This window comes from Mycoplana azooxidifex (genome assembly GCF_014196765.1).
Classification (GTDB): Bacteria; Pseudomonadota; Alphaproteobacteria; order Rhizobiales; family Rhizobiaceae; genus Mycoplana; species Mycoplana azooxidifex.
Genome location: NZ_JACIEE010000012.1, coordinates 46,754 through 63,526 on the forward strand (window position 1 = coordinate 46,754; position 16,773 = coordinate 63,526).

Here is a 16,773-nt window from a genome sequence, read left to right on the forward strand (position 1 = left end):
CCAATCATCGGATGAAAGGGCATCGCACATCGCGTATTGCCAGCTATTCGGGCGGACTCGGTATCGGTTCCGGTCGCCCTCCAGATATCCTTGGACCGGAGCAGGCCCACCGCGGTCGTACAATTCGCCGAGCGTCGGCTTCAAGATGGGCAGTTCATCGTTTGCGTTCGAGGCGAATAGTACGGCTAGACCACAGACCGCGACATGGCGCTTGCCCCTCTCCTGATCGACAGATGGCCAAGCTGTCGGAGGGTCCGCACGAAATACAATTGTCACTGGCGGTCCTCTGTCAACCACCGCTCGGAGCCAGTGCACTTCGAGAAGGCGACGATTACCCAGCGACAAATCCGTACGACTGGATTGCGCCCGCATGTCAGCGTAGGGACCAGCTTGGTCGCTTCCCGAAAGCAGACGTCGCCAGCGACAAGTCTCGACGACAGCGCCCTGTTGGGTCACAGCAAAATTTCGCAGCCTCCCTTGGCGAGAGCGGCATCGACCCAGCCACGATCGTTCTTGCCCAGGCGGATGTTCTCCATCTGTCTCGTCTCCGCCTCGTGCTTCTTCGACGCAGCGGTGAAAAGCGTCTCGGCGTCATCAATGGGAACGCTGAGCAACCCGTCCGGATCGCCGCAGATAAGGTCGCCTGGGTGGATGACCATGCCGTCGATCGCAATGGGGACGTTTACCTCACCGGGGCCGTCCTTGTAGGGGCCACGATGCGTCACGCCGCATGCAAAAACCGGGAATGATCCCGCGCTGAGCTCCGCGCTGTCACGGATCGCGCCAAAAATTACGATGCCGCCAAGCCCACGCTGCTGTGCATGGGCAACCATTAGTTCACCGATGATCGCGTTTGTCGTATCGCCGCCGGCATCGACGACAACGATATCGCCGGGCTCGGCAATATCCAGTGCCTTGTGCACCATAAGGTTGTCGCCTGGACGCGATTTGACGGTGATCGCGGGCCCCGTCATCGTCCCCCCAGTGTAGAACGGCCGAAGCGCCGAACCACCAGCGGTCATCCGCGCCATCACGTCACTGACGTTTGCAACGGGCAGCGAACGGAATGCCTCTACCCATCGAGCGTCAACCTTACGCGCCCTTTTACATACGCGAAATCCAACCATAGGTGCCTCCTTCAACTCTGGGCTGATTGTCTCTGAACAAGTTCCTGGTTCGCGAGGGCCCGTCTTTCGAAGCCGTTGCCCGCGAGAACGCCGAGAATGTGGTTTACGCTCTGGAGCGCCATGTTGCGGAGCGCAGAGCGACTGGCCCCGCCGACATGCGGCGTGGCGATGAGGTTTGGTAGACCCCAGAGAGGATTGTCCTTCGCCGGGGGTTCCTCCTCGAAGCTGTCGAGTGCCGCCCCTGCGATTAGGTTGTCACGCAGCGCCGCAACCAGTGCGGCTTCGTCGACGACAGCACCCCGCGCCGTGTTCACCAGAAAGGCCGAAGGCTTCATGACGCGGAGCGTCTTCTCGTTGATCAGGTGCCGTGTCTGCGGCATCAGCGGGCAGTGCAGGCTGACGACATCGGCCTCCCGGAGGACGCTCTCTAGGTCATCGCTGACTGAAATGTCGCCGATACCTTTGGCAAACGGGTCGTAGGCGATGACGCGCATGCCGAGTGCCTGCGCGAGGGTGGCTGCGCGCTGACCGATCTCACCGAAACCGATGACGGCGAAGACGGCTCCAGCCAGGTCGCGCCCCACATACTTCGTCTTCGGCCAGTCTCCGCCCTTCACGGCAATGTTCAGGACAGTGATGTCTTTCATCAGCGAGACGGTGTGCGCGATCGCCAGTTCGGCTACGGATTGAGCGTTCGCCGCAAGGGCTCTGAGGACCGGAACGCCCCTTGCGGTCGCTGCGGCCAGATCGATGTTGTCGACGCCGCTGCCATGCTTGGCGATCACCTGCAGTTTGGGGGATGCGTTGATGACCTCGGCGATGATCTGCCCCTGCCGGACAAGAACTGCCTGGACCTCATGCTCCCGGGCGATTTGCGCAAGGTCCGCTGAACTGGAGTATGCGGGCGCATAGATCGCCTCCACGCCCGCTTCTGCGAGCAGATCGCGTGCCTCCTGCACAAGTTGCGCGCCCGTGACCATCACCTTGGGGTGTGTTTCCTGGCGTTCCAAAGGAGCGGTACGCGTCTCAACAACATTCACGATTTCATCCTCCACTGGCCGGTCATTGGAGCGACAGCCCGCGCCCCGTTGACGAAACTCATTTATCGCGTATTGTACTAAATGAAAAGGTGTTGTACCAAGTACAACGTACATCACCTTTATGGGAGGTTTTCATGCCTGGGAATTCGAGTGGCGTCGCTGCAGTCGAGCGCGCCGCCTCATTGTTGGAAGCGTTCACCGACCGCGACTTCTCCCTGTCGCTGGGCGAACTCGCGCGTCGCGTCGAGCTGGACAAGTCGACGGTGCTTCGCATTGCCCGTTCGCTGGCCAAGCACGGACTACTGCTGCGCAACGAAGACGCTAGCTGGCGTCTCGGACCGAAGCTCATGAAGCTCGGCAACATCTATCAATCGACATTCCGCGCATCCGACATCATCGAGCCGCTTTTGGCCGAGGTTGTCGAAAAGACCGGCGAGAGCGCCGCGGTCTATGTGCGTGAAGGACAGGAGCGGGTCTGCCTGTTCAGGCACGATTCCCACCAGTCAATTCGGCATGCAGCTCGTATCGGCGATACAATGCCACTAGATCGCGGCGCTCCGGGGCGCGTGATCCTCGCGTTCGGCGGGCGATCCGGCGAGGTTTACGATCAGATACGTGACGCCGGCTTTCACGTCACTTGCGGCGAGCGCGATCCGCAGGTCGCCAGCATCGCCGTTCCAATCTATCGCGACGGGCCCAATCTTTTCGGCTCGATGGCCGTAACGGGACCTCCCGCCCGCTTCGACGGCGAAGCCGTTCAACGTCATCTCGAAATTCTTCGGCAGGCCGCGAGAAAGCTCTCGACTGCCATGGGTGGAGAACCCGGAACATAACGCGGGGCCGGGCCCGCAACGCTCCAATGGAGGATTGGATAATGAAGAACTCGTGTTTGAAACTCGCGCTCGCGGCGGTCGCACTCACCGCCACGGTCTCTGCTGCCTACGCCGACTGGCCGAATGACCGCCCGATCCAGATGATCGTGGCATTCGCGCCGGGCGGCAGCACCGATGTCATGGCGCGAGCGATCGAACCGTTCCTCGAGAAGGAGCTGGGGGCCGACATCGTCATCGAAAACCGCCCGGGCGCATCAGGGGAGATCGCCTACACCGCGCTCTCGAAGGCAAAGGCGGACGGATACACGTTCTCCTACATCAACACCCCCGGCTTCCTATCGATGCAGGTCCAGCGCAAGCTCGGCTATGATCCGAAGAGCATCAAGCCGATCGCCCGCATCGTCGACGACCCGACGGCGATCGTTGTCCCGGCGGCTTCCGAAATCAAAACACTGAAGGACTTCGTCGAAGCAGCGAAAGCCAATCCGGGCGCGGTCTCCTACGGTTCCTCCGGGGTGGGCACCGACGACCATCTCGCGATTATTCTGCTTGGCTCTGCGACCGGCGCGACCTTCACGCACATTCCGTTCAACGGCGCGGGCGAAACACGCACGGCAGTGCTCGGTGCGCAGGTCACGGGCGGCGGCCTCAACATCAGCGAGTTTGCGGGCAATGACACGTCCGGCCTGCGCATGATCGCGCACTTCGGCACGGAACGTTCGCCCCAACTGCCGGACGTGCCCACCGCGAAGGAGTCCGGCTTCGACGTCGAGATGACATCGGAACGGGGTGTGGCAGCACCGCGTGACGTGCCTGATGACATTACGCAGAAGTTCTCCGACGCGATGAAGCGCGTGCTCGACGATCCGGAATTCCAAAAGCAGGCCCAGCAACTGGCTCTGCCGCTGGCGTACCTCTCCGGACCCGACTGGGAAGCGCAGATGCCAACCCGTCTCGAGCGGTTCCAGAAAATCTGGAACGAAACCCCGTGGGTTCAATGATGACCGGCTCCTCCAAGAACCATCGGGATTACCCCGATCTGTTGGCGGGTGGTCTGATGACGGGTTTGGGAGCGCTTGGCCTTTGGGCCGGGCGCGACCTGGCCTTCGGCACTCCGGCCATGATGGGCTCCGGATTTCTGCCGAACGTCCTCTGTGGCGTCCTGATCGCCATAGGCCTCTTTGTCTTTCTAAAAGCAATGACGAAGTCCTACGAACCGATCGGCGACAGCAACATCAAGCCCTTGCTGATCCTGATCGCGGCGATAGCGGGTTTCGCATTCCTTGCCGAGAGTTTTGGGTTCGTGGTTTCCACGGTCTGGCTGCTGGTGATCGGCAGCCTCGCCGATCAGGAATCGCGATGGAAGGAGATAGCCGTTTCCACCCTGCTCCTGACGGCGTTCGGAGCTCTCGTCTTCATCTACGGTCTGGGCGTTCAGATGCCGGTCCTGCCCTTCTGAGCGGCATAGCCGAAGGACTACAATCATGGCTTTTCTCGATGTCTTGATGTTGGGCTTTTCGGAAGCCTTCACACCCACGAACTTGCTGTTCTGCTTCATCGGTGCGCTACTCGGCACGCTGATCGGCGTATTGCCGGGTATCGGTCCGACCGCGACTGTCGCAATCCTGCTTCCTGTCACGTTCTTTCTGCCGCCTCTGGGAGCCCTGATCATGCTCGCGGGCATCTTCTACGGGGCACAATACGGTGGATCGACCACCGCGATCCTGGTCAACCTGCCCGGAGAAGCGTCCGCAGTGGTGACCGCGATCGACGGCTACCAAATGGCAAGGAAGGGACGAGCGGGTGCGGCGCTCGCAATCGCCGCCCTGGGTTCGTTCTTTGCCGGGACAGTTGCGACAATCGGCCTTGCAGTCGCAGGCCCCACCTTGTCTTCCTTTGCCCTGTCGTTCGGTCCGGCGGAATACGTGGCGCTATGCATCTTCGGTCTTCTTGCCGCGACGATCTTGGCCCACGGGTCGGTCGTCAAAGCGATCGGGATGGTCTGTCTCGGGCTCGTCCTCGGCATGGTCGGCATCGATGTCAACAGCGGGGCGACGCGGCTGACCTTCGGCTCGACCGAACTCTACGACGGCATCGATTTCGTCGTCATCGCAGTCGGCCTTTTCGGCGTCGCCGAAATTGCCAGCAACCTCGAGTTCAAGGAAGCACGGGGTGTCCTGCAGAGCACGATCGGTCGCCTCTGGCCGACAAGGCAGGAGTTCAAGGAAAGCTGGGCTGCCGTTCTGCGCGGCACAGCCGTCGGAACGATCCTCGGAGTCCTGCCGGGTGGGGGAGCCACCTTGAGCGCCTTCAGCGCCTACTCGGTTGAGAAGAAGATATCGAAGACTCCGGAGAAATTCGGACACGGTGCGATAGCAGGGGTCGCCGGGCCGGAGGCTGCGAACAACGCTGGCGCGCAGTCATCGTTCATTCCGCTGCTAACCCTCGGTATTCCCTCGAACTCGATCATGGCCATGATGCTGGGTGCAATGACGATCCACGGCATCACCCCTGGACCGTCGGTCATTCAGAACCAGCCGGAATTGTTCTGGGGACTGGTCGCGTCCATGTGGCTCGGCAATGCCATGTTGCTGGTGATCAATCTGCCGCTGATCGGCATCTGGGTGCGGCTCCTGAAGGTGCCTTACCGTCTGCTCTATCCGGCCATCCTGCTATTTTGCTGCATCGGCGTCTACAGCGTCAACAACCGAGGCTTCGACGTCGCGCTCGTGATCCTGTTCGGTATCCTCGGCTACGTGCTGCGCAAGGCGAAGTGCGAGGCGGGTCCACTGCTGCTGGGCTTCGTGCTCGGTCCGCTCCTTGAAACGAACCTGCGCCGCGCCCTGCTTCTGTCGCAGGGCGACCCGCTCGTCTTTGTCGAACGTCCGATCAGCGCGGTGTTGCTGCTGATCACCGCGGGCATGCTTCTGACCCTGATCCTTCCTGCCATCAGGAAAGGACGCAAGGAAGCCTTCGAGGCAAGCGAAGACTAAACAAAAATCTGCGGTGCAGGACCGTTTCGCCTTCCTGCACCGCGCCCCATAAGTCGCTGAAAGACGTTGGCCATGTCACCCTCCCGAACTGGCGGCTGTACCAGCCGTGTCCTGAGAGACTTCCTTTGTCTCGATGACTTTGAAAACAGAGCGCGACGTCACCTTCCCAGACCGCTGTTCGGCTACATCGCCGGCGCAAGCGAGCGCAATTCGTCTTTGCGAATGAACGAGGAAGCTTTCCAGAAGTACGCCTTCAAGCCGCGTGTCCTGCGAGATGTCTCCGCCCGCTCGACGGAAACGACGCTCTTCGGAAAAACCTACGCTGCGCCGTTTGGAATTGCCCCGATGGGTATCAGCGCGTTGATGGCCTACCGTGGCGATCTTGTGCTGGCGGAAGGTGCCGCACAGGCAGGCATTCCAATGATCATGAGCGGCTCCTCACTGATCCCGTTGGAAGACGTCGCAGCCGCCTCGCCGGATGCCTGGTTCCAGGCATATCTGCCGGGAGAGCCCGATCGCATCGATGCCCTTGTGGATCGTGTTGCCGCCGCAGGATATGAAACGCTTCTGCTCACCGTGGACACGGCCACCCTGGCAAATCGCGAGAACAACATCCGTGCGGGGTTTTCCACCCCCTTGCGGCCGAGCATACGCCTCGCCTGGCAAGGCATCTCTCACCCGCGGTGGACGATCGGAACGTTCATCAGGACCATCGTCAGGCACGGAATACCGCATTTCGAGAACTCCTATGCGACACGCGGCGCACCGATCATCGCCTCGAACGTTATGCGCGACTTCGGCAAGCGCGATCATCTGAACTGGACCCATCTCGAGCGCATACGCCGCCGCTGGAAGGGCAAGCTCGTGGTGAAAGGGATCATGCATCCGGACGACGCGGCACTGGCTGCGGAGACTGGCGCTGACGGCATCATCGTTTCAAATCACGGCGGCCGACAGCTCGATGGAACGGCCGCGCCGCTACGAGTTTTGCCAGATATCGCTGGACGTGTATCGATTCCGGTCATGATCGATGGCGGAGTTCGGCGTGGAACCGACGTTTTGAAGGCTCTGGCGCTCGGAGCAAGCTTTGTCTTCGTTGGACGCCCCTTCCTGTACGCCGCCGCCGTCGCTGGCCTGCCTGGAGTACGACGCTGCGCTGAAATTCTCAGATCGGAGACTGATCGCGATATGGCGCTCATGGGCATCGCATCGCTATCCCAGCTTGCGGAGGAAGGCCTGATCGATGGCTGAGTTCTGCTCCACGGCGGCTCAGGCGGCGAGCCAACATGGATCACGGGGGGCAGAGACTATTAGGTCCGCGGCCTCGAAAGATAACAACAACGCCTTCCTCTTCGTGCTCCCATCTCGGCCGTAGAGTCCGCCCAAGCGGCGTCTCCAAAGCGGACAATGCAGAGCAGTCGCGAGCCTTGATATCGCGCGAAGCTCCCGGACGTCGCTGCCGGAGGGATGTTTTCCCGCCTCGTTCGATTTCGACGACTACTGGATGCGCCCCGACAAGGGCGTGATGTAATCGAGGTTTCTCGCCCCGCGTATGATGGGCGCTCAGTTGGCGTTCGATTTGAGTGAGCACGGTCGCGAGTACCTGACGTCGCACCCGTGACAAAGGCCAACGGATGGCGCTCATCCGGCCTTCCACTGGGGATAGGGCTCCTGCAGTCGGTAGACCCTGCTGCGGCATCTGGCCCACGTCATACCGCGGTCGAGCTGCAGCAGTGGAGAGGTACGGCCAAAGCCTCCTTCGACGATGAACGGATGGCCTTCGAAGTTTCCGAAAATATGCCGATACCGTTCGCCTGATGTGTAAATCACCTCTTCGATCTTCCAGTGGGTAATCAGCGGAGCCGCCGAAAGCTCCTCCTGTGTTGGCGGGGTGCCGGAAGCGATCTGTTCGAGCATGAGATTGTAATCTCGCAAATAGGTCTCGAGCGTCCTGCCGTCGGGCGCGGTCATTTCCCAATCGTTCATCGCTTCAGCTCCCACCGGGGTTTCGCGCGCAAGGGCCAGCGCGACGAGCCCTCTCGTCCCGGGACAGGCCGGGCAAGCCTGTCACCGCTGACCGACAGCAGGTTCCGCACTTCCGCGCCGCTAGCGCTCCCTCGCTCCATTAGCATGGCCGCAAGAACGTCGAGCTCGTCCCGGTACTCTGCCAGGATCGCTTCCGTTTTATCGAGAGACGACTTGAGGCGGTGATCGACAGCTCGCCAGAGTCTTGGGTCCCGAGCTCGCAGGTCTTCCAACGCGCGTTGGCCGCTTCCCATGTCGAGTACAAGGCTTTCCCCGAAGCCATATTGGCGCTCGACGGCCGTCGCGAGCTCTGTGGCGATGCGAAGGTCCGAATTCTGCGCGCCACCCCCGCTTGTCGAATGATGGCCGAACACTACCCGCTCTGCGGCAATTCCGCCCATATGCACGCCAATACGGGCCATCAGGCTGTCCTCCGTCTCGCAAACGCTCTGCCTCCGGCGATATTCCACGTGGCCCAGCGTGCTTCCCGTATCGTCGAGCGCGATCCGCCGATTGATGACCACCCAAAGCAGCTCGTCAGGGCTCGCGACCAGTGTCACGAGAGCGTGGCCTGCTTCATGGATCGCGACCCGCCGCAGCTCGGCGTCGGACAGCATCCGACTTGGCGGAAGCGCGTCCAGCAAGTCCTTCTCCTCGAGCGCACGCCCCTCCCTCCTCACACGACGGCGAGCTCCCCGGGCGATAAGCTCGATGTTGGCCCCGGCGTATCCAGCGCTCATCTCCCGGAACTGCCGTAGGTCGTCAGGCGCGGTCAGCCCGCGGAGGTGCTGCCGCAGGATGGCTTCGCGCGCGGCCCCGTCGGGAAGCGGAATTCCGATAAGCCTTTCCAGCCGTCCCGGCCTTAGCAGTGCCGAATCGATCGCCTCGGGGAAGTTCGTTGCCGCGACCACCACCACACCCGGCCTTCCGGCCGGAGGATCGAGGCACTCGAGTAGGGCGTTGATGACCTGACGCTTGTAGTCGAGATTGTCCCCGGCTGTGTCGCTACTGCGGTCCCCAAAGGCGTCGAACTCGTCGATGAAAAGGATGCAGGGCGCGTGTTTGTCGGCCAGTTCGAACGCCTGCCGCATGGCTTTGAGCATATCCCCGAGGTGCCCCTTTGCCTGCCACCTGGCCGACGATGTCTCGATGATCGGCACGCCACATGTCGCGGCCAGGATCCGACCGTAGGTGGTTTTGCCCGTCCCGGGTCGACCACAGAGAACCGCGCCGCGATCGACGTCCTGCCAATCGATCTTGCCCGACTGCCATGCGGCGAGATCTTCGGCGAGCTGGATGCCCCAGTCGGCGGCCTCACCATACCCGGACATCTCGTGGAGGGTCCTGTCTGCCTTGTTCGGTTGCGGTGGGCGCACGCTGGCCTTGGCAGCTTGAGCGGCCTCGACTCTCCGCAGACGCCCGATAGCTGAACGCAGGGTCCGGTGTTCGTTCACTGCCATCTTTACCCGTTCGAAATCAAGACCGGCGAGGTACTCGGCGTCCTCCCTCGTCATATCCTTGAGGCCGATCTCCCTGGCGGCGGCAAGGTAGTGGGCGGGCCTTGGCGGTTCCAGTACGATCTCGACGTCGGCGATCAACCTGATGTTAGGGTCAAGCGCATCGAGATCGCTGCAGAGAAGCACCGTGCGTTTTGCATCGAAAACCTTCCTCAGGGAATTCACGATCGAGATTTCATCCAGGCGCGCGATGAACAAACGGTCGTTGCCGTACTCGTCGTACTGCGCTTCCGATTGCATAAGCTCCGTGATCGCCAACTGGAAAAAGATGCTTTCGCCGTTGAAACCATATGGCATCTGCAGCAATGCCTTAAACCGGGCATCGGGATGGTTGAGGAACGGTCGGAGGGCCTTCCTAACGGAACACATGATTACTGCGGTCGGGAAAGAGGGCTTGTGGTGGGCAGGCGAAATGGGGCGTTTGGTGATCATTTTTGTCTCTCTGAAATCCGGCTGGAAGGGCGCTTGATTTCAGGGACGTATTCGGCGCACCGTGGTCTCGGGTCCGAGTAAGGCTTCGTCGAGATCGACCTCGATGAAACCGGAAAGGATGAGCGACGCGATCCCGGCGACGGGCTTGGTCTCCTGGATCGCGCCGAGGCACTCGGCAAGCGTCAGGCTCCCGTTTTCGTCGAGAGCGGCCAGCAAGCGGACCCGGTCTCCAAGGCTCGTGCGCCATCTTCCATATTGAAGGAGGTCACGCGTGTTCTGAAGCCGATAACCGTCGTAGACCTCGGCACGGGACAGCTGGCGATACTCACCTGGTAGTCGTTCGCGGAAGGTCATATCTGACGCTTTCCGGTCCGGCGCGTCCAGAAAGCGTTGGTGGCCGTCCGCGTACATGACAAGGAAATCTGGCGTTCCCTGTTCCGCATTCCCTCCCCTATTGAGTGGCTGGCATTGCCAGGACGAGACATTCTGATCGACGTCCAGCAGGCAGGCGACATCGCGCGCCGCCTGGGTTCGAAACAAAGCAGGACCATCGCATTTGATTGTAGCCAGGGGATGAAAGCTGGTGTTCGCGGGAAGCTTCTCCCGCGCGGCGTCAGCCGCGGAACGCTCATAGGTTCGCATGACTTCCTCAATACAAATAGCCATTGACGACGGGGCCGCTGTGCGGTCAGCAGGTCAACGTATTCGTATCGAGTGGGTCAGCGATTTAAACATGGAAAGAACAATTAGGGAACAAACGCATTGGAGTCAACTGGGCTACCCCCACAATTTTCCACTGCCTCTTTCGGTTCCTAGCTAACCCGGATTCGAGTTTGACGGGGCAAGCTCCACCGGACTGTGGGCTCGCGCGCGGGTTACCGACTTGTGTCGCCGCCCACGGATCGTGGAAATCGAAATATGATACCGAAGGAAACATTGTCCCATAGTGGGCAAGATCGCTCCGTCCCTTACAGCGGATCGCGACTGATAGCCGGCAGGCTACCGACGGCGAGAATTCGCCTCCGATACTTGGGCATCGCGCGCCCGAGTGGTTTCCACTCGCTGGTATACAAGCTCCGACAGGTCCACTGGTCGGTCTGAGCGTCCACCCGCGTGAGAACCTCTTCGAGATAGTCAGCATCGTGCATAAGCTCGAACGCCGTGAAGGGCTCATTGACCCCGTCATGGATTTGGCACCAATATCCGAGCGCGTCGGTGGACGCGAATGCCTCGCCGAGCGTCATTTCCACCGGTCGGTGCGTTGGGCGGTCGACAGCTTTGCCCCTGAAAATGCCCGGTGATTCCTTCAAGGCTTGCGATCTCGCTCTCAGTTCTCCAAGAAGGGTACCGTCGCCCAACTGCTTGTAGGAGACGGCGGGATCTTCGTTGCTTCCGGCATCCACGGACCGTGCGGGGGCGTCGGGCCCGTTGACGTTCGAATAGACGATCGGCAAACGCTGATCGTCTACAGGAAACCAGACAACGCCTTCAAGAGCATGCATCCCGCACGCTGCCGAGATTTTCCCCGGCTCGAGCTTCAGCTCCGCGTGGCCTTGGAGATTCGCAGCATCTTCGTCGAGCCCCTGCCCTCCTCCCGCGAAAAATCCGCTGCCGTTGTTATATCCCTCCTTGTCCCAGTCGAAGATTTCAGAAGCATAACGCTGCGTGACGACATTCCCGTCGGCCGCAACCAGATGTACCAAGTAGGCTTCGAACCTCGGTTCCTGATCTGGATCGACGTGATGCCATTTTCCCGACAGGACGACCGCGGCCGTATCCGCCAGCCTCAACGCTCCCGCCCCCTTGAGGATAGATGCCTCATAGTCGGCGATAAGCGCGGCAAGCTGGCCCTCCGGGTGGGATGCGACGCCACTGATATAGCCGTTGACGTTCGTTCCGATCACTTTAATGGCGGCATCCGGACCCGCGAATACCAATTGACCTTCGTACCAGCGAGTGTCGGGGTATGCGGCATCACGCTGGGGAGCTCGCTTGTATCGGGAGATGCGATAGAGATCGGACGTCATTCGTTTAGCTTCCTGAAAGCCACGGACAGTCACGGTCGGCCGGACGGATTTCCGGCCGACGCCAGCTCTGCGGCGCTTGCTGGGGATGGGACCTGTGAGTAGGTCGATGATGAAATGCTGACCCGGATTTGATAGGCTGGCAACCCCGAACACGCATTCTGTTCAAACCGCCTCATCCATCGATCCGCATCTTCCGTGCGCGCAGCAGCTGCCTTTCAGAAGGACGCCGACATGGTTGCCGACCCGTCCAGGATAACCTGCTCGATGTCGTGCCGATCGCGGAGGAATCGCCGAATGAGATGGAGATTGACCAGAATTCCGGCCTGCCCGCCATTTTCGGCCAATTGCTCAACAAGGAACCTGCGATCGAACGCGATCCCGAAATAGGCGTGGTTGTCGACGTCGATCCAGGTCGGATCGATCACCCGGCCGTTAAGGTCCACGAGCCAGGCGTGCTGCACGGGCATGACAAGCTCCGGGCCAACCGCGTATCCTTCGGCGTACAACACGTCATCTCGGACCGCGGCATAAGCCGTTGCGTTGTTGAAACAGTCACGAGGTTTCCCGCGCTTCAACCATGGCGTTCTATCGACGGATGGCTTGAACGCCCGGCCGTGCTTCAAAACCACGGTGGACGGCCCGAACGCCTGCTCCGTACTCGAGAGCAAGCCGACAAAATCCTTGATCTCTTCCACGAGGTCCGTGAACAACATGCCATCGGTCATTTCTGAATTCCCGTTTATCGACGTAGGCCGGACAGGGCTGCCACGAAATTCGACGGCAGCCCTGTCCGTGAACAGGATTGAAAAGGACGATCTGCGCCCGTCTAGTGACGGACGCGCCGCGACGGTCGCGCCTTGCGCATCACGGCCTTGAGGAAGTCTCGAAGGGCGTCCTCGCCACGTCGGCGGATATCCGCGGGAATGTCGACACGGAGGTCGGCGTGACTTTTTGCCAGGAAGCCGGCGAATTCGAGAGCCTCGCAATCGAGCGGCATGGGAAGCGCGAGCAGGATATCCGCGACGCCGATCTCCCCTTCGATCAACACGGCGATCTCGTGACGGCCGAAGCTGCCGACACCCTTTCTCAGGGCCAATCCCTTATCGGAGGCGACGAGAAAATCTCCCTTGAGACTGCGGCTTTCGTCGCGGCGCGGCGCGAGCGACATCACGAACTGGAACAACGGAAACACGCCGTGCCGTTCGCTGTAGGCCTTCGTCCAGAGGGTGTTCAGGATTTCGTTGGAGAGCGATCCGAGAGCCATGTCATGTCCTTTCGTTGGCTGACGCAATACAAGTCCTGGGCCGTAAAGCCTCCTATGAACTTGCCTATGCAGACCAACAGAATGGACATGAGAACTCCGTTCGAAACTCCGGCCGGTATACGCGAATTCCTGGATTTGAATAGATCGCCGGAGTGAGAAAGCGGCCGGCAATCCAGCTTATTCAGCGTAGACTGAACAATCGGTTAAAGTAATGCCGCGGTGGTTCTGTGGTGTCTCGCTTTGGAACACCCTTTGGCGCGCCTCGTAGCGATCGACTGCCTAGCCTTCCCAATCCATACCTCGAGCCCGCCGACCTAGTTTGACATAAGAGGACCGGCGGCCGCGCCGCAGGCACATCGCGCGAGGCCCGACATTCGCGCACGATTGAGAATCTGCCTCCGTGGAAAAGCTTCTGAGATACAGCCTTCCTGCTCCTGCGCCTCGCCCCATACTTCAACTGGCCTCTCTCTCGACACCCATCCTCGGCAAACGGCCACTCGGTATGAACAGCATCAGCCTAAACGTCATGTCGCCATCGTTTCCGTGTGATCCATTTCGCTCTTGCGGGAGACGAAAATCCGGGAAACACTTTCTATAGGGCCCGCCCGCAGGCAGCCAATCGAACAGACGAATGACGCAGCCCGCCAGGTACTCCGGCGAGCGCGGTATCGCTTTGCCAAAAGGAGCCATCCAGTGACTGAGACCCATCTCTATCGTTTGTCGCAGTTTCGACTTCCTGGGTTTAAGGCCGAATTGACCGACCGGTCGTCCTCAAATGTCACGGCCCGCCCGGTGTTTGCGGGACCCGATGCGGCTATCGAAATCGACGGAGATACTATCCGGGGGTTTGTCAACGGCGGGCCCTCGCACGACACCGGGCAACTTGCGAAGTTCATTGACCGCTATCGCAGAGAACTCGTAGCCGCGGCGGAAGCAAAGCGAACCGGGGAAACGCTGAAGATCATTTTCTCGGGCACCTGGCATCACATCGACTTCGATGTCGCTCCCCGGTTCGAGGGGTGCCTGACGCACGTCGTCGCGCCGGACGGATCGGTCAAGACCACCCTCTACGAAGAGCGGGTGTTCGAATGGGACGTTACGCCTTATCGCGCGGGCTACGGGTTCGTGACCTCGGTGCGCGGCGAGCTGGACGACATTGCCGACCATCTCGACGAGATGGCTGACCACGGGGTATCCAAAAGGCGCGGAGAATATAAGGGCGCGAGCGGGCTTGGCATGGTCGGCGGAATGATCTGGTCAACAAGTGACGAAGCTCACATTCCCATCTTGTATTCGGCAGCGACGGGCACTCACGAGATCGAGATGGAATACGAGCTGGACGAGGAAGAGGAGGAATACCTGTCGGGACAGCCGGTAATCGGAGATGGCTCGCTATCGGCCGCCATCGTGTCGAAGCTGAAGGACCTTGGAAAGCATGACGGCTGGTTTCGCGGAAAGGACATAGACCGGGCATCGCATCGACCGCGCAAGCTCAAGCTTTTCGAAGTTCCGGATGCGGTGGACGCGATCGGTTACTGGGTTCAATTCCGCACCGGCGGAGGCATCGTCTCGACGGAATTCAGGCTGTTCGGAGGCGTCCCGGAGTGGCCGCATGAGGTTCTCGAAAAGAGAGGCGACGTCGATGGCGGCGATGATCTACTCGGCAATCTATACGCCAGCGACTGGATCTACGAACCGACGATCAAAGCGCCGGATCAGGAAGTCAGGGTCCTGGCTCTCGGGCCGATTCCTCATATCTCGCTTGCGCCGCTCTGAAATTAGTGGAGGGCGTACGCCTACTGCAGGGTCTTTTCGGCGAAGAGTGCCGGTCGCGTTTCCCTTTCCAGTTCCTCGGGTGAGGAAAGGACACGGAGGAACTCTTCCGTCGTGTAGATGCCGATCGGCAGTGCCGCGTCGAGTTTCTCTCGCAAATCCTCCGCGGAGGCGGAAGCCATGGCTTCAAAAAGCGCTCCCATACGCCTGTTGTGTTCCCCAATCGATCGCACTGCCGGTCATGAGTGCACCCGGTCGACGTCCTGGTTACCATTGAAGGGATCAACTCCGGCAGCGCCGACGCAGTGGTATGTTACGGGCGCTACAATCACGCTTCGTCATCGACGGACCGGAGTTTGCAAGTCGACAACCTGCGAAATGACCGTGGACGACGACGCGACATAGGCGGAGCGGCGTGAACCAAATATTCGAAAACAAGGGGCTTGTCGGTTCGAAAAATCCGCGCCACGCTTGTTACACAATATGGAGAAAACGAGATGGCCAAGGCCCAGAAAAAGCTTGAATACTGCGTTCCCCCGATCCTGGTAAGAGACCTGACCACACAGTGCGCTGCGCACTTCTTTCAGTGGTTCCGTTACGAATCCGAGGAGCATGTCAGGGACGTGAGGCGCTGTGGGCTACGTGGTAGCGGAGGCCTCGTCGAAGAGGTTGAGTGGTGGTTCGGATGCTGCAAAACCTCCGATGCTTGGGATGCCGAGCACGACGGCCCATGGGTCTACGACGAAGTTCCGGTGAAGGACGTCGCGGATGTAGTGTGGAAGCACACGAGAGGCTGGAGCTATCAGGATTTCCTCGACTACGGTTACACGACCGTCGAACGGGACAAGCGCGACGCGGCCTACGCCCGGGCTGAATTGAAGATTTCCGCCTGATTGATGTTGGGGATGCAAGCTGTGCCGCGGGGGGTACATTCCGCGATCGCTGCGTAAGAGTAACCCGCGCGCAATCTAACTAGCTTCCACGAGTCTACGCGCCTTCAACGGTCGATCGACTATCGCCAAAAACGTAGGCGGATCGAGGCCGATCGCACTGGACTAAGGTTGCCGCCATGACGTCTGTTCGTGACCACGCCTCCCGAACTGATCGAGGACATCATCGAGTGCGGCCTCGAAGAAGGCGGCTGGGTTTATGAAGTCGAGCACTTCAAGTTTCAGTGCGAGGCCGACGTCGACACGGACGACACGACCTCGGGTACTGGACGCTCGAAGAAAACGGCCCGTGGTTCTACGATATCTCTGCCTAGATGGCCGATCTCCAGAAGCACATCAACGAGGTCGCCGCCGAGCTAAACCTGTTCAAGCGCAAGTAGGCGCTGAAGACACCCACGGGCAAATTTTTGCCGCCGCGGGCGCGTTGCTCAGGCTCAGGACATTCATCTTGTGCGATGCCACGTTAACCATTCGAGTGAATATCGAGACAGTCGCACCTTACTATCTGTAGTTTTCCGGCACGTCTCGAATTAAAAACCTCCGTTGGAAGCATTCTCCGGCAGAGAAATTTCCGGCCTAAAGGCCTTGGATGGAGACTACCGATGCGCATAGCGAAACTCATAGGACACGCTTCTCTCTAGCAGAGGTCTCCCGGTCGGAAACCTCGTGCGGCGAGACGGTCGCAGGTATCGAGGGGTCACGGGAATGCATCACTTCATCAACTACTGTCATTGCTATGAACGCGCCGATCGGATGGTTTCCTCGACCGTCAGCAATCTGCGATACAATGCT

General features: G+C 60.1%; 16 protein-coding genes. 7 read left to right on the top strand and 9 right to left on the bottom strand.

Going from position 1 to position 16,773, the window contains the following annotated elements:
* Positions 1-452 precede the first annotated feature (452 nt).
* Both GGQ64_RS23610 and GGQ64_RS23615 read right to left on the bottom strand, forming a co-directional pair.
* Positions 453-1,127 carry an RraA family protein gene (locus GGQ64_RS23610; protein WP_183807797.1) on the bottom strand — a complete coding sequence of 225 codons (675 nt, stop codon included), beginning with the start codon at positions 1,125-1,127 and terminating at the stop codon, positions 453-455.
* 11 nt (positions 1,128-1,138) lie between these two features.
* Positions 1,139-2,182 (bottom strand): hydroxyacid dehydrogenase, encoded by a 1,044-nt coding sequence (locus GGQ64_RS23615; protein WP_343059551.1) that lies wholly within the window; start codon positions 2,180-2,182, stop codon positions 1,139-1,141.
* A gap of 119 nt (positions 2,183-2,301) precedes the next feature.
* On the opposite strand from GGQ64_RS23615, the gene GGQ64_RS23620 reads away from it, so the two are divergent.
* The 5 genes from GGQ64_RS23620 (at position 2,302) to GGQ64_RS23640 (ending at position 7,244) form a co-directional block, all read left to right on the top strand.
* Positions 2,302-3,000 (top strand): IclR family transcriptional regulator, encoded by a 699-nt coding sequence (locus tag GGQ64_RS23620; protein WP_183807798.1) that lies wholly within the window; start codon positions 2,302-2,304, stop codon positions 2,998-3,000.
* A gap of 41 nt (positions 3,001-3,041) precedes the next feature.
* A complete protein-coding gene (locus GGQ64_RS23625; RefSeq protein ID WP_183807799.1) occupies positions 3,042-4,001 on the top strand; it encodes a tripartite tricarboxylate transporter substrate binding protein in 960 nt (319 codons plus the stop codon).
* A complete protein-coding gene (locus GGQ64_RS23630; RefSeq protein ID WP_183807800.1) occupies positions 4,001-4,459 on the top strand; it encodes a tripartite tricarboxylate transporter TctB family protein in 459 nt (152 codons plus the stop codon). Before GGQ64_RS23625 ends, GGQ64_RS23630 begins: the two co-directional genes overlap by 1 nt.
* Before the next feature lie 25 nt (positions 4,460-4,484).
* A complete protein-coding gene (locus tag GGQ64_RS23635; protein ID WP_183807801.1) occupies positions 4,485-5,993 on the top strand; it encodes a tripartite tricarboxylate transporter permease in 1,509 nt (502 codons plus the stop codon).
* Between the two features lie 72 nt (positions 5,994-6,065).
* Positions 6,066-7,244 (top strand): alpha-hydroxy acid oxidase, encoded by a 1,179-nt coding sequence (locus GGQ64_RS23640; protein WP_183807802.1) that lies wholly within the window; start codon positions 6,066-6,068, stop codon positions 7,242-7,244.
* Between the two features lie 390 nt (positions 7,245-7,634).
* On the opposite strand, the gene GGQ64_RS23645 is transcribed toward GGQ64_RS23640, so the two are convergent.
* The 6 genes from GGQ64_RS23645 to GGQ64_RS23670 all read right to left on the bottom strand — a co-directional run bounded on the left by GGQ64_RS23645 (position 7,635) and on the right by GGQ64_RS23670 (position 13,258).
* Positions 7,635-7,979, bottom strand: coding sequence for a hypothetical protein (locus GGQ64_RS23645; protein ID WP_183807803.1), 345 nt, complete (start codon positions 7,977-7,979; stop codon positions 7,635-7,637).
* Entirely contained in the window at positions 7,976-9,967 is a 1,992-nt protein-coding gene (locus GGQ64_RS23650; RefSeq protein ID WP_183807804.1) for an AAA family ATPase, read from the bottom strand. The genes GGQ64_RS23645 and GGQ64_RS23650 overlap by 4 nt, the downstream gene beginning before the upstream one ends.
* Positions 9,968-10,006: 39 nt before the next feature.
* On the bottom strand, positions 10,007-10,609 hold the full coding sequence (locus GGQ64_RS23655) for a hypothetical protein (protein ID WP_183807805.1): 603 nt from the start codon (positions 10,607-10,609) through the stop codon (positions 10,007-10,009).
* Positions 10,610-10,935: 326 nt separating this feature from the next.
* Positions 10,936-11,994 carry a hypothetical protein gene (locus tag GGQ64_RS23660; RefSeq protein ID WP_183807806.1) on the bottom strand — a complete coding sequence of 353 codons (1,059 nt, stop codon included), beginning with the start codon at positions 11,992-11,994 and terminating at the stop codon, positions 10,936-10,938.
* Between the two features lie 215 nt (positions 11,995-12,209).
* Entirely contained in the window at positions 12,210-12,719 is a 510-nt protein-coding gene (locus GGQ64_RS23665; RefSeq protein WP_183807807.1) for a hypothetical protein, read from the bottom strand.
* 101 nt (positions 12,720-12,820) lie between these two features.
* Complete coding sequence (locus GGQ64_RS23670; RefSeq protein ID WP_183807808.1) at positions 12,821-13,258, bottom strand: hypothetical protein; 438 nt, start codon at positions 13,256-13,258, stop codon at positions 12,821-12,823.
* 693 nt (positions 13,259-13,951) lie between these two features.
* On the opposite strand from GGQ64_RS23670, the gene GGQ64_RS23675 reads away from it, so the two are divergent.
* A complete protein-coding gene (locus tag GGQ64_RS23675; protein ID WP_183807809.1) occupies positions 13,952-15,034 on the top strand; it encodes a hypothetical protein in 1,083 nt (360 codons plus the stop codon).
* A 20-nt stretch (positions 15,035-15,054) separates the two neighbouring features.
* Here GGQ64_RS23675 and GGQ64_RS23680 read toward each other — a convergent pair whose 3' ends face one another.
* Positions 15,055-15,213: a hypothetical protein gene (locus GGQ64_RS23680; protein ID WP_183807810.1), complete on the bottom strand. Its 159-nt coding sequence runs from the start codon at positions 15,211-15,213 to the stop codon at positions 15,055-15,057.
* Positions 15,214-15,528: 315 nt separating this feature from the next.
* Here GGQ64_RS23680 and GGQ64_RS23685 point away from each other — a divergent pair, with 315 nt between their 5' ends.
* On the top strand, positions 15,529-15,924 hold the full coding sequence (locus GGQ64_RS23685) for a hypothetical protein (protein WP_183807811.1): 396 nt from the start codon (positions 15,529-15,531) through the stop codon (positions 15,922-15,924).
* Positions 15,925-16,773: the final 849 nt, after the last annotated feature.

What these genes read in the sequence shown, in the direction of transcription:
- GGQ64_RS23640 (WP_183807802.1), top strand. Translation starts at nt 6,066, where the DNA reads ATGTCACCCTCCCGAACTGGCGGCTGTACCAGCCGTGTCCTGAGAGAC.
- GGQ64_RS23620 (WP_183807798.1), top strand. Translation starts at nt 2,302, where the DNA reads ATGCCTGGGAATTCGAGTGGCGTCGCTGCAGTCGAGCGCGCCGCCTCA.
- GGQ64_RS23650 (WP_183807804.1), bottom strand. Translation starts at nt 9,967, where the DNA reads ATGATCACCAAACGCCCCATTTCGCCTGCCCACCACAAGCCCTCTTTC.
- GGQ64_RS23680 (WP_183807810.1), bottom strand. Translation starts at nt 15,213, where the DNA reads ATGGCTTCCGCCTCCGCGGAGGATTTGCGAGAGAAACTCGACGCGGCA.
- GGQ64_RS23685 (WP_183807811.1), top strand. Translation starts at nt 15,529, where the DNA reads ATGGCCAAGGCCCAGAAAAAGCTTGAATACTGCGTTCCCCCGATCCTG.
- GGQ64_RS23645 (WP_183807803.1), bottom strand. Translation starts at nt 7,979, where the DNA reads ATGAACGATTGGGAAATGACCGCGCCCGACGGCAGGACGCTCGAGACC.
- GGQ64_RS23610 (WP_183807797.1), bottom strand. Translation starts at nt 1,127, where the DNA reads ATGGTTGGATTTCGCGTATGTAAAAGGGCGCGTAAGGTTGACGCTCGA.
- GGQ64_RS23630 (WP_183807800.1), top strand. Translation starts at nt 4,001, where the DNA reads ATGACCGGCTCCTCCAAGAACCATCGGGATTACCCCGATCTGTTGGCG.
- GGQ64_RS23635 (WP_183807801.1), top strand. Translation starts at nt 4,485, where the DNA reads ATGGCTTTTCTCGATGTCTTGATGTTGGGCTTTTCGGAAGCCTTCACA.
- GGQ64_RS23625 (WP_183807799.1), top strand. Translation starts at nt 3,042, where the DNA reads ATGAAGAACTCGTGTTTGAAACTCGCGCTCGCGGCGGTCGCACTCACC.
- GGQ64_RS23655 (WP_183807805.1), bottom strand. Translation starts at nt 10,609, where the DNA reads ATGCGAACCTATGAGCGTTCCGCGGCTGACGCCGCGCGGGAGAAGCTT.
- GGQ64_RS23670 (WP_183807808.1), bottom strand. Translation starts at nt 13,258, where the DNA reads ATGGCTCTCGGATCGCTCTCCAACGAAATCCTGAACACCCTCTGGACG.
- GGQ64_RS23665 (WP_183807807.1), bottom strand. Translation starts at nt 12,719, where the DNA reads ATGACCGATGGCATGTTGTTCACGGACCTCGTGGAAGAGATCAAGGAT.
- GGQ64_RS23660 (WP_183807806.1), bottom strand. Translation starts at nt 11,994, where the DNA reads ATGACGTCCGATCTCTATCGCATCTCCCGATACAAGCGAGCTCCCCAG.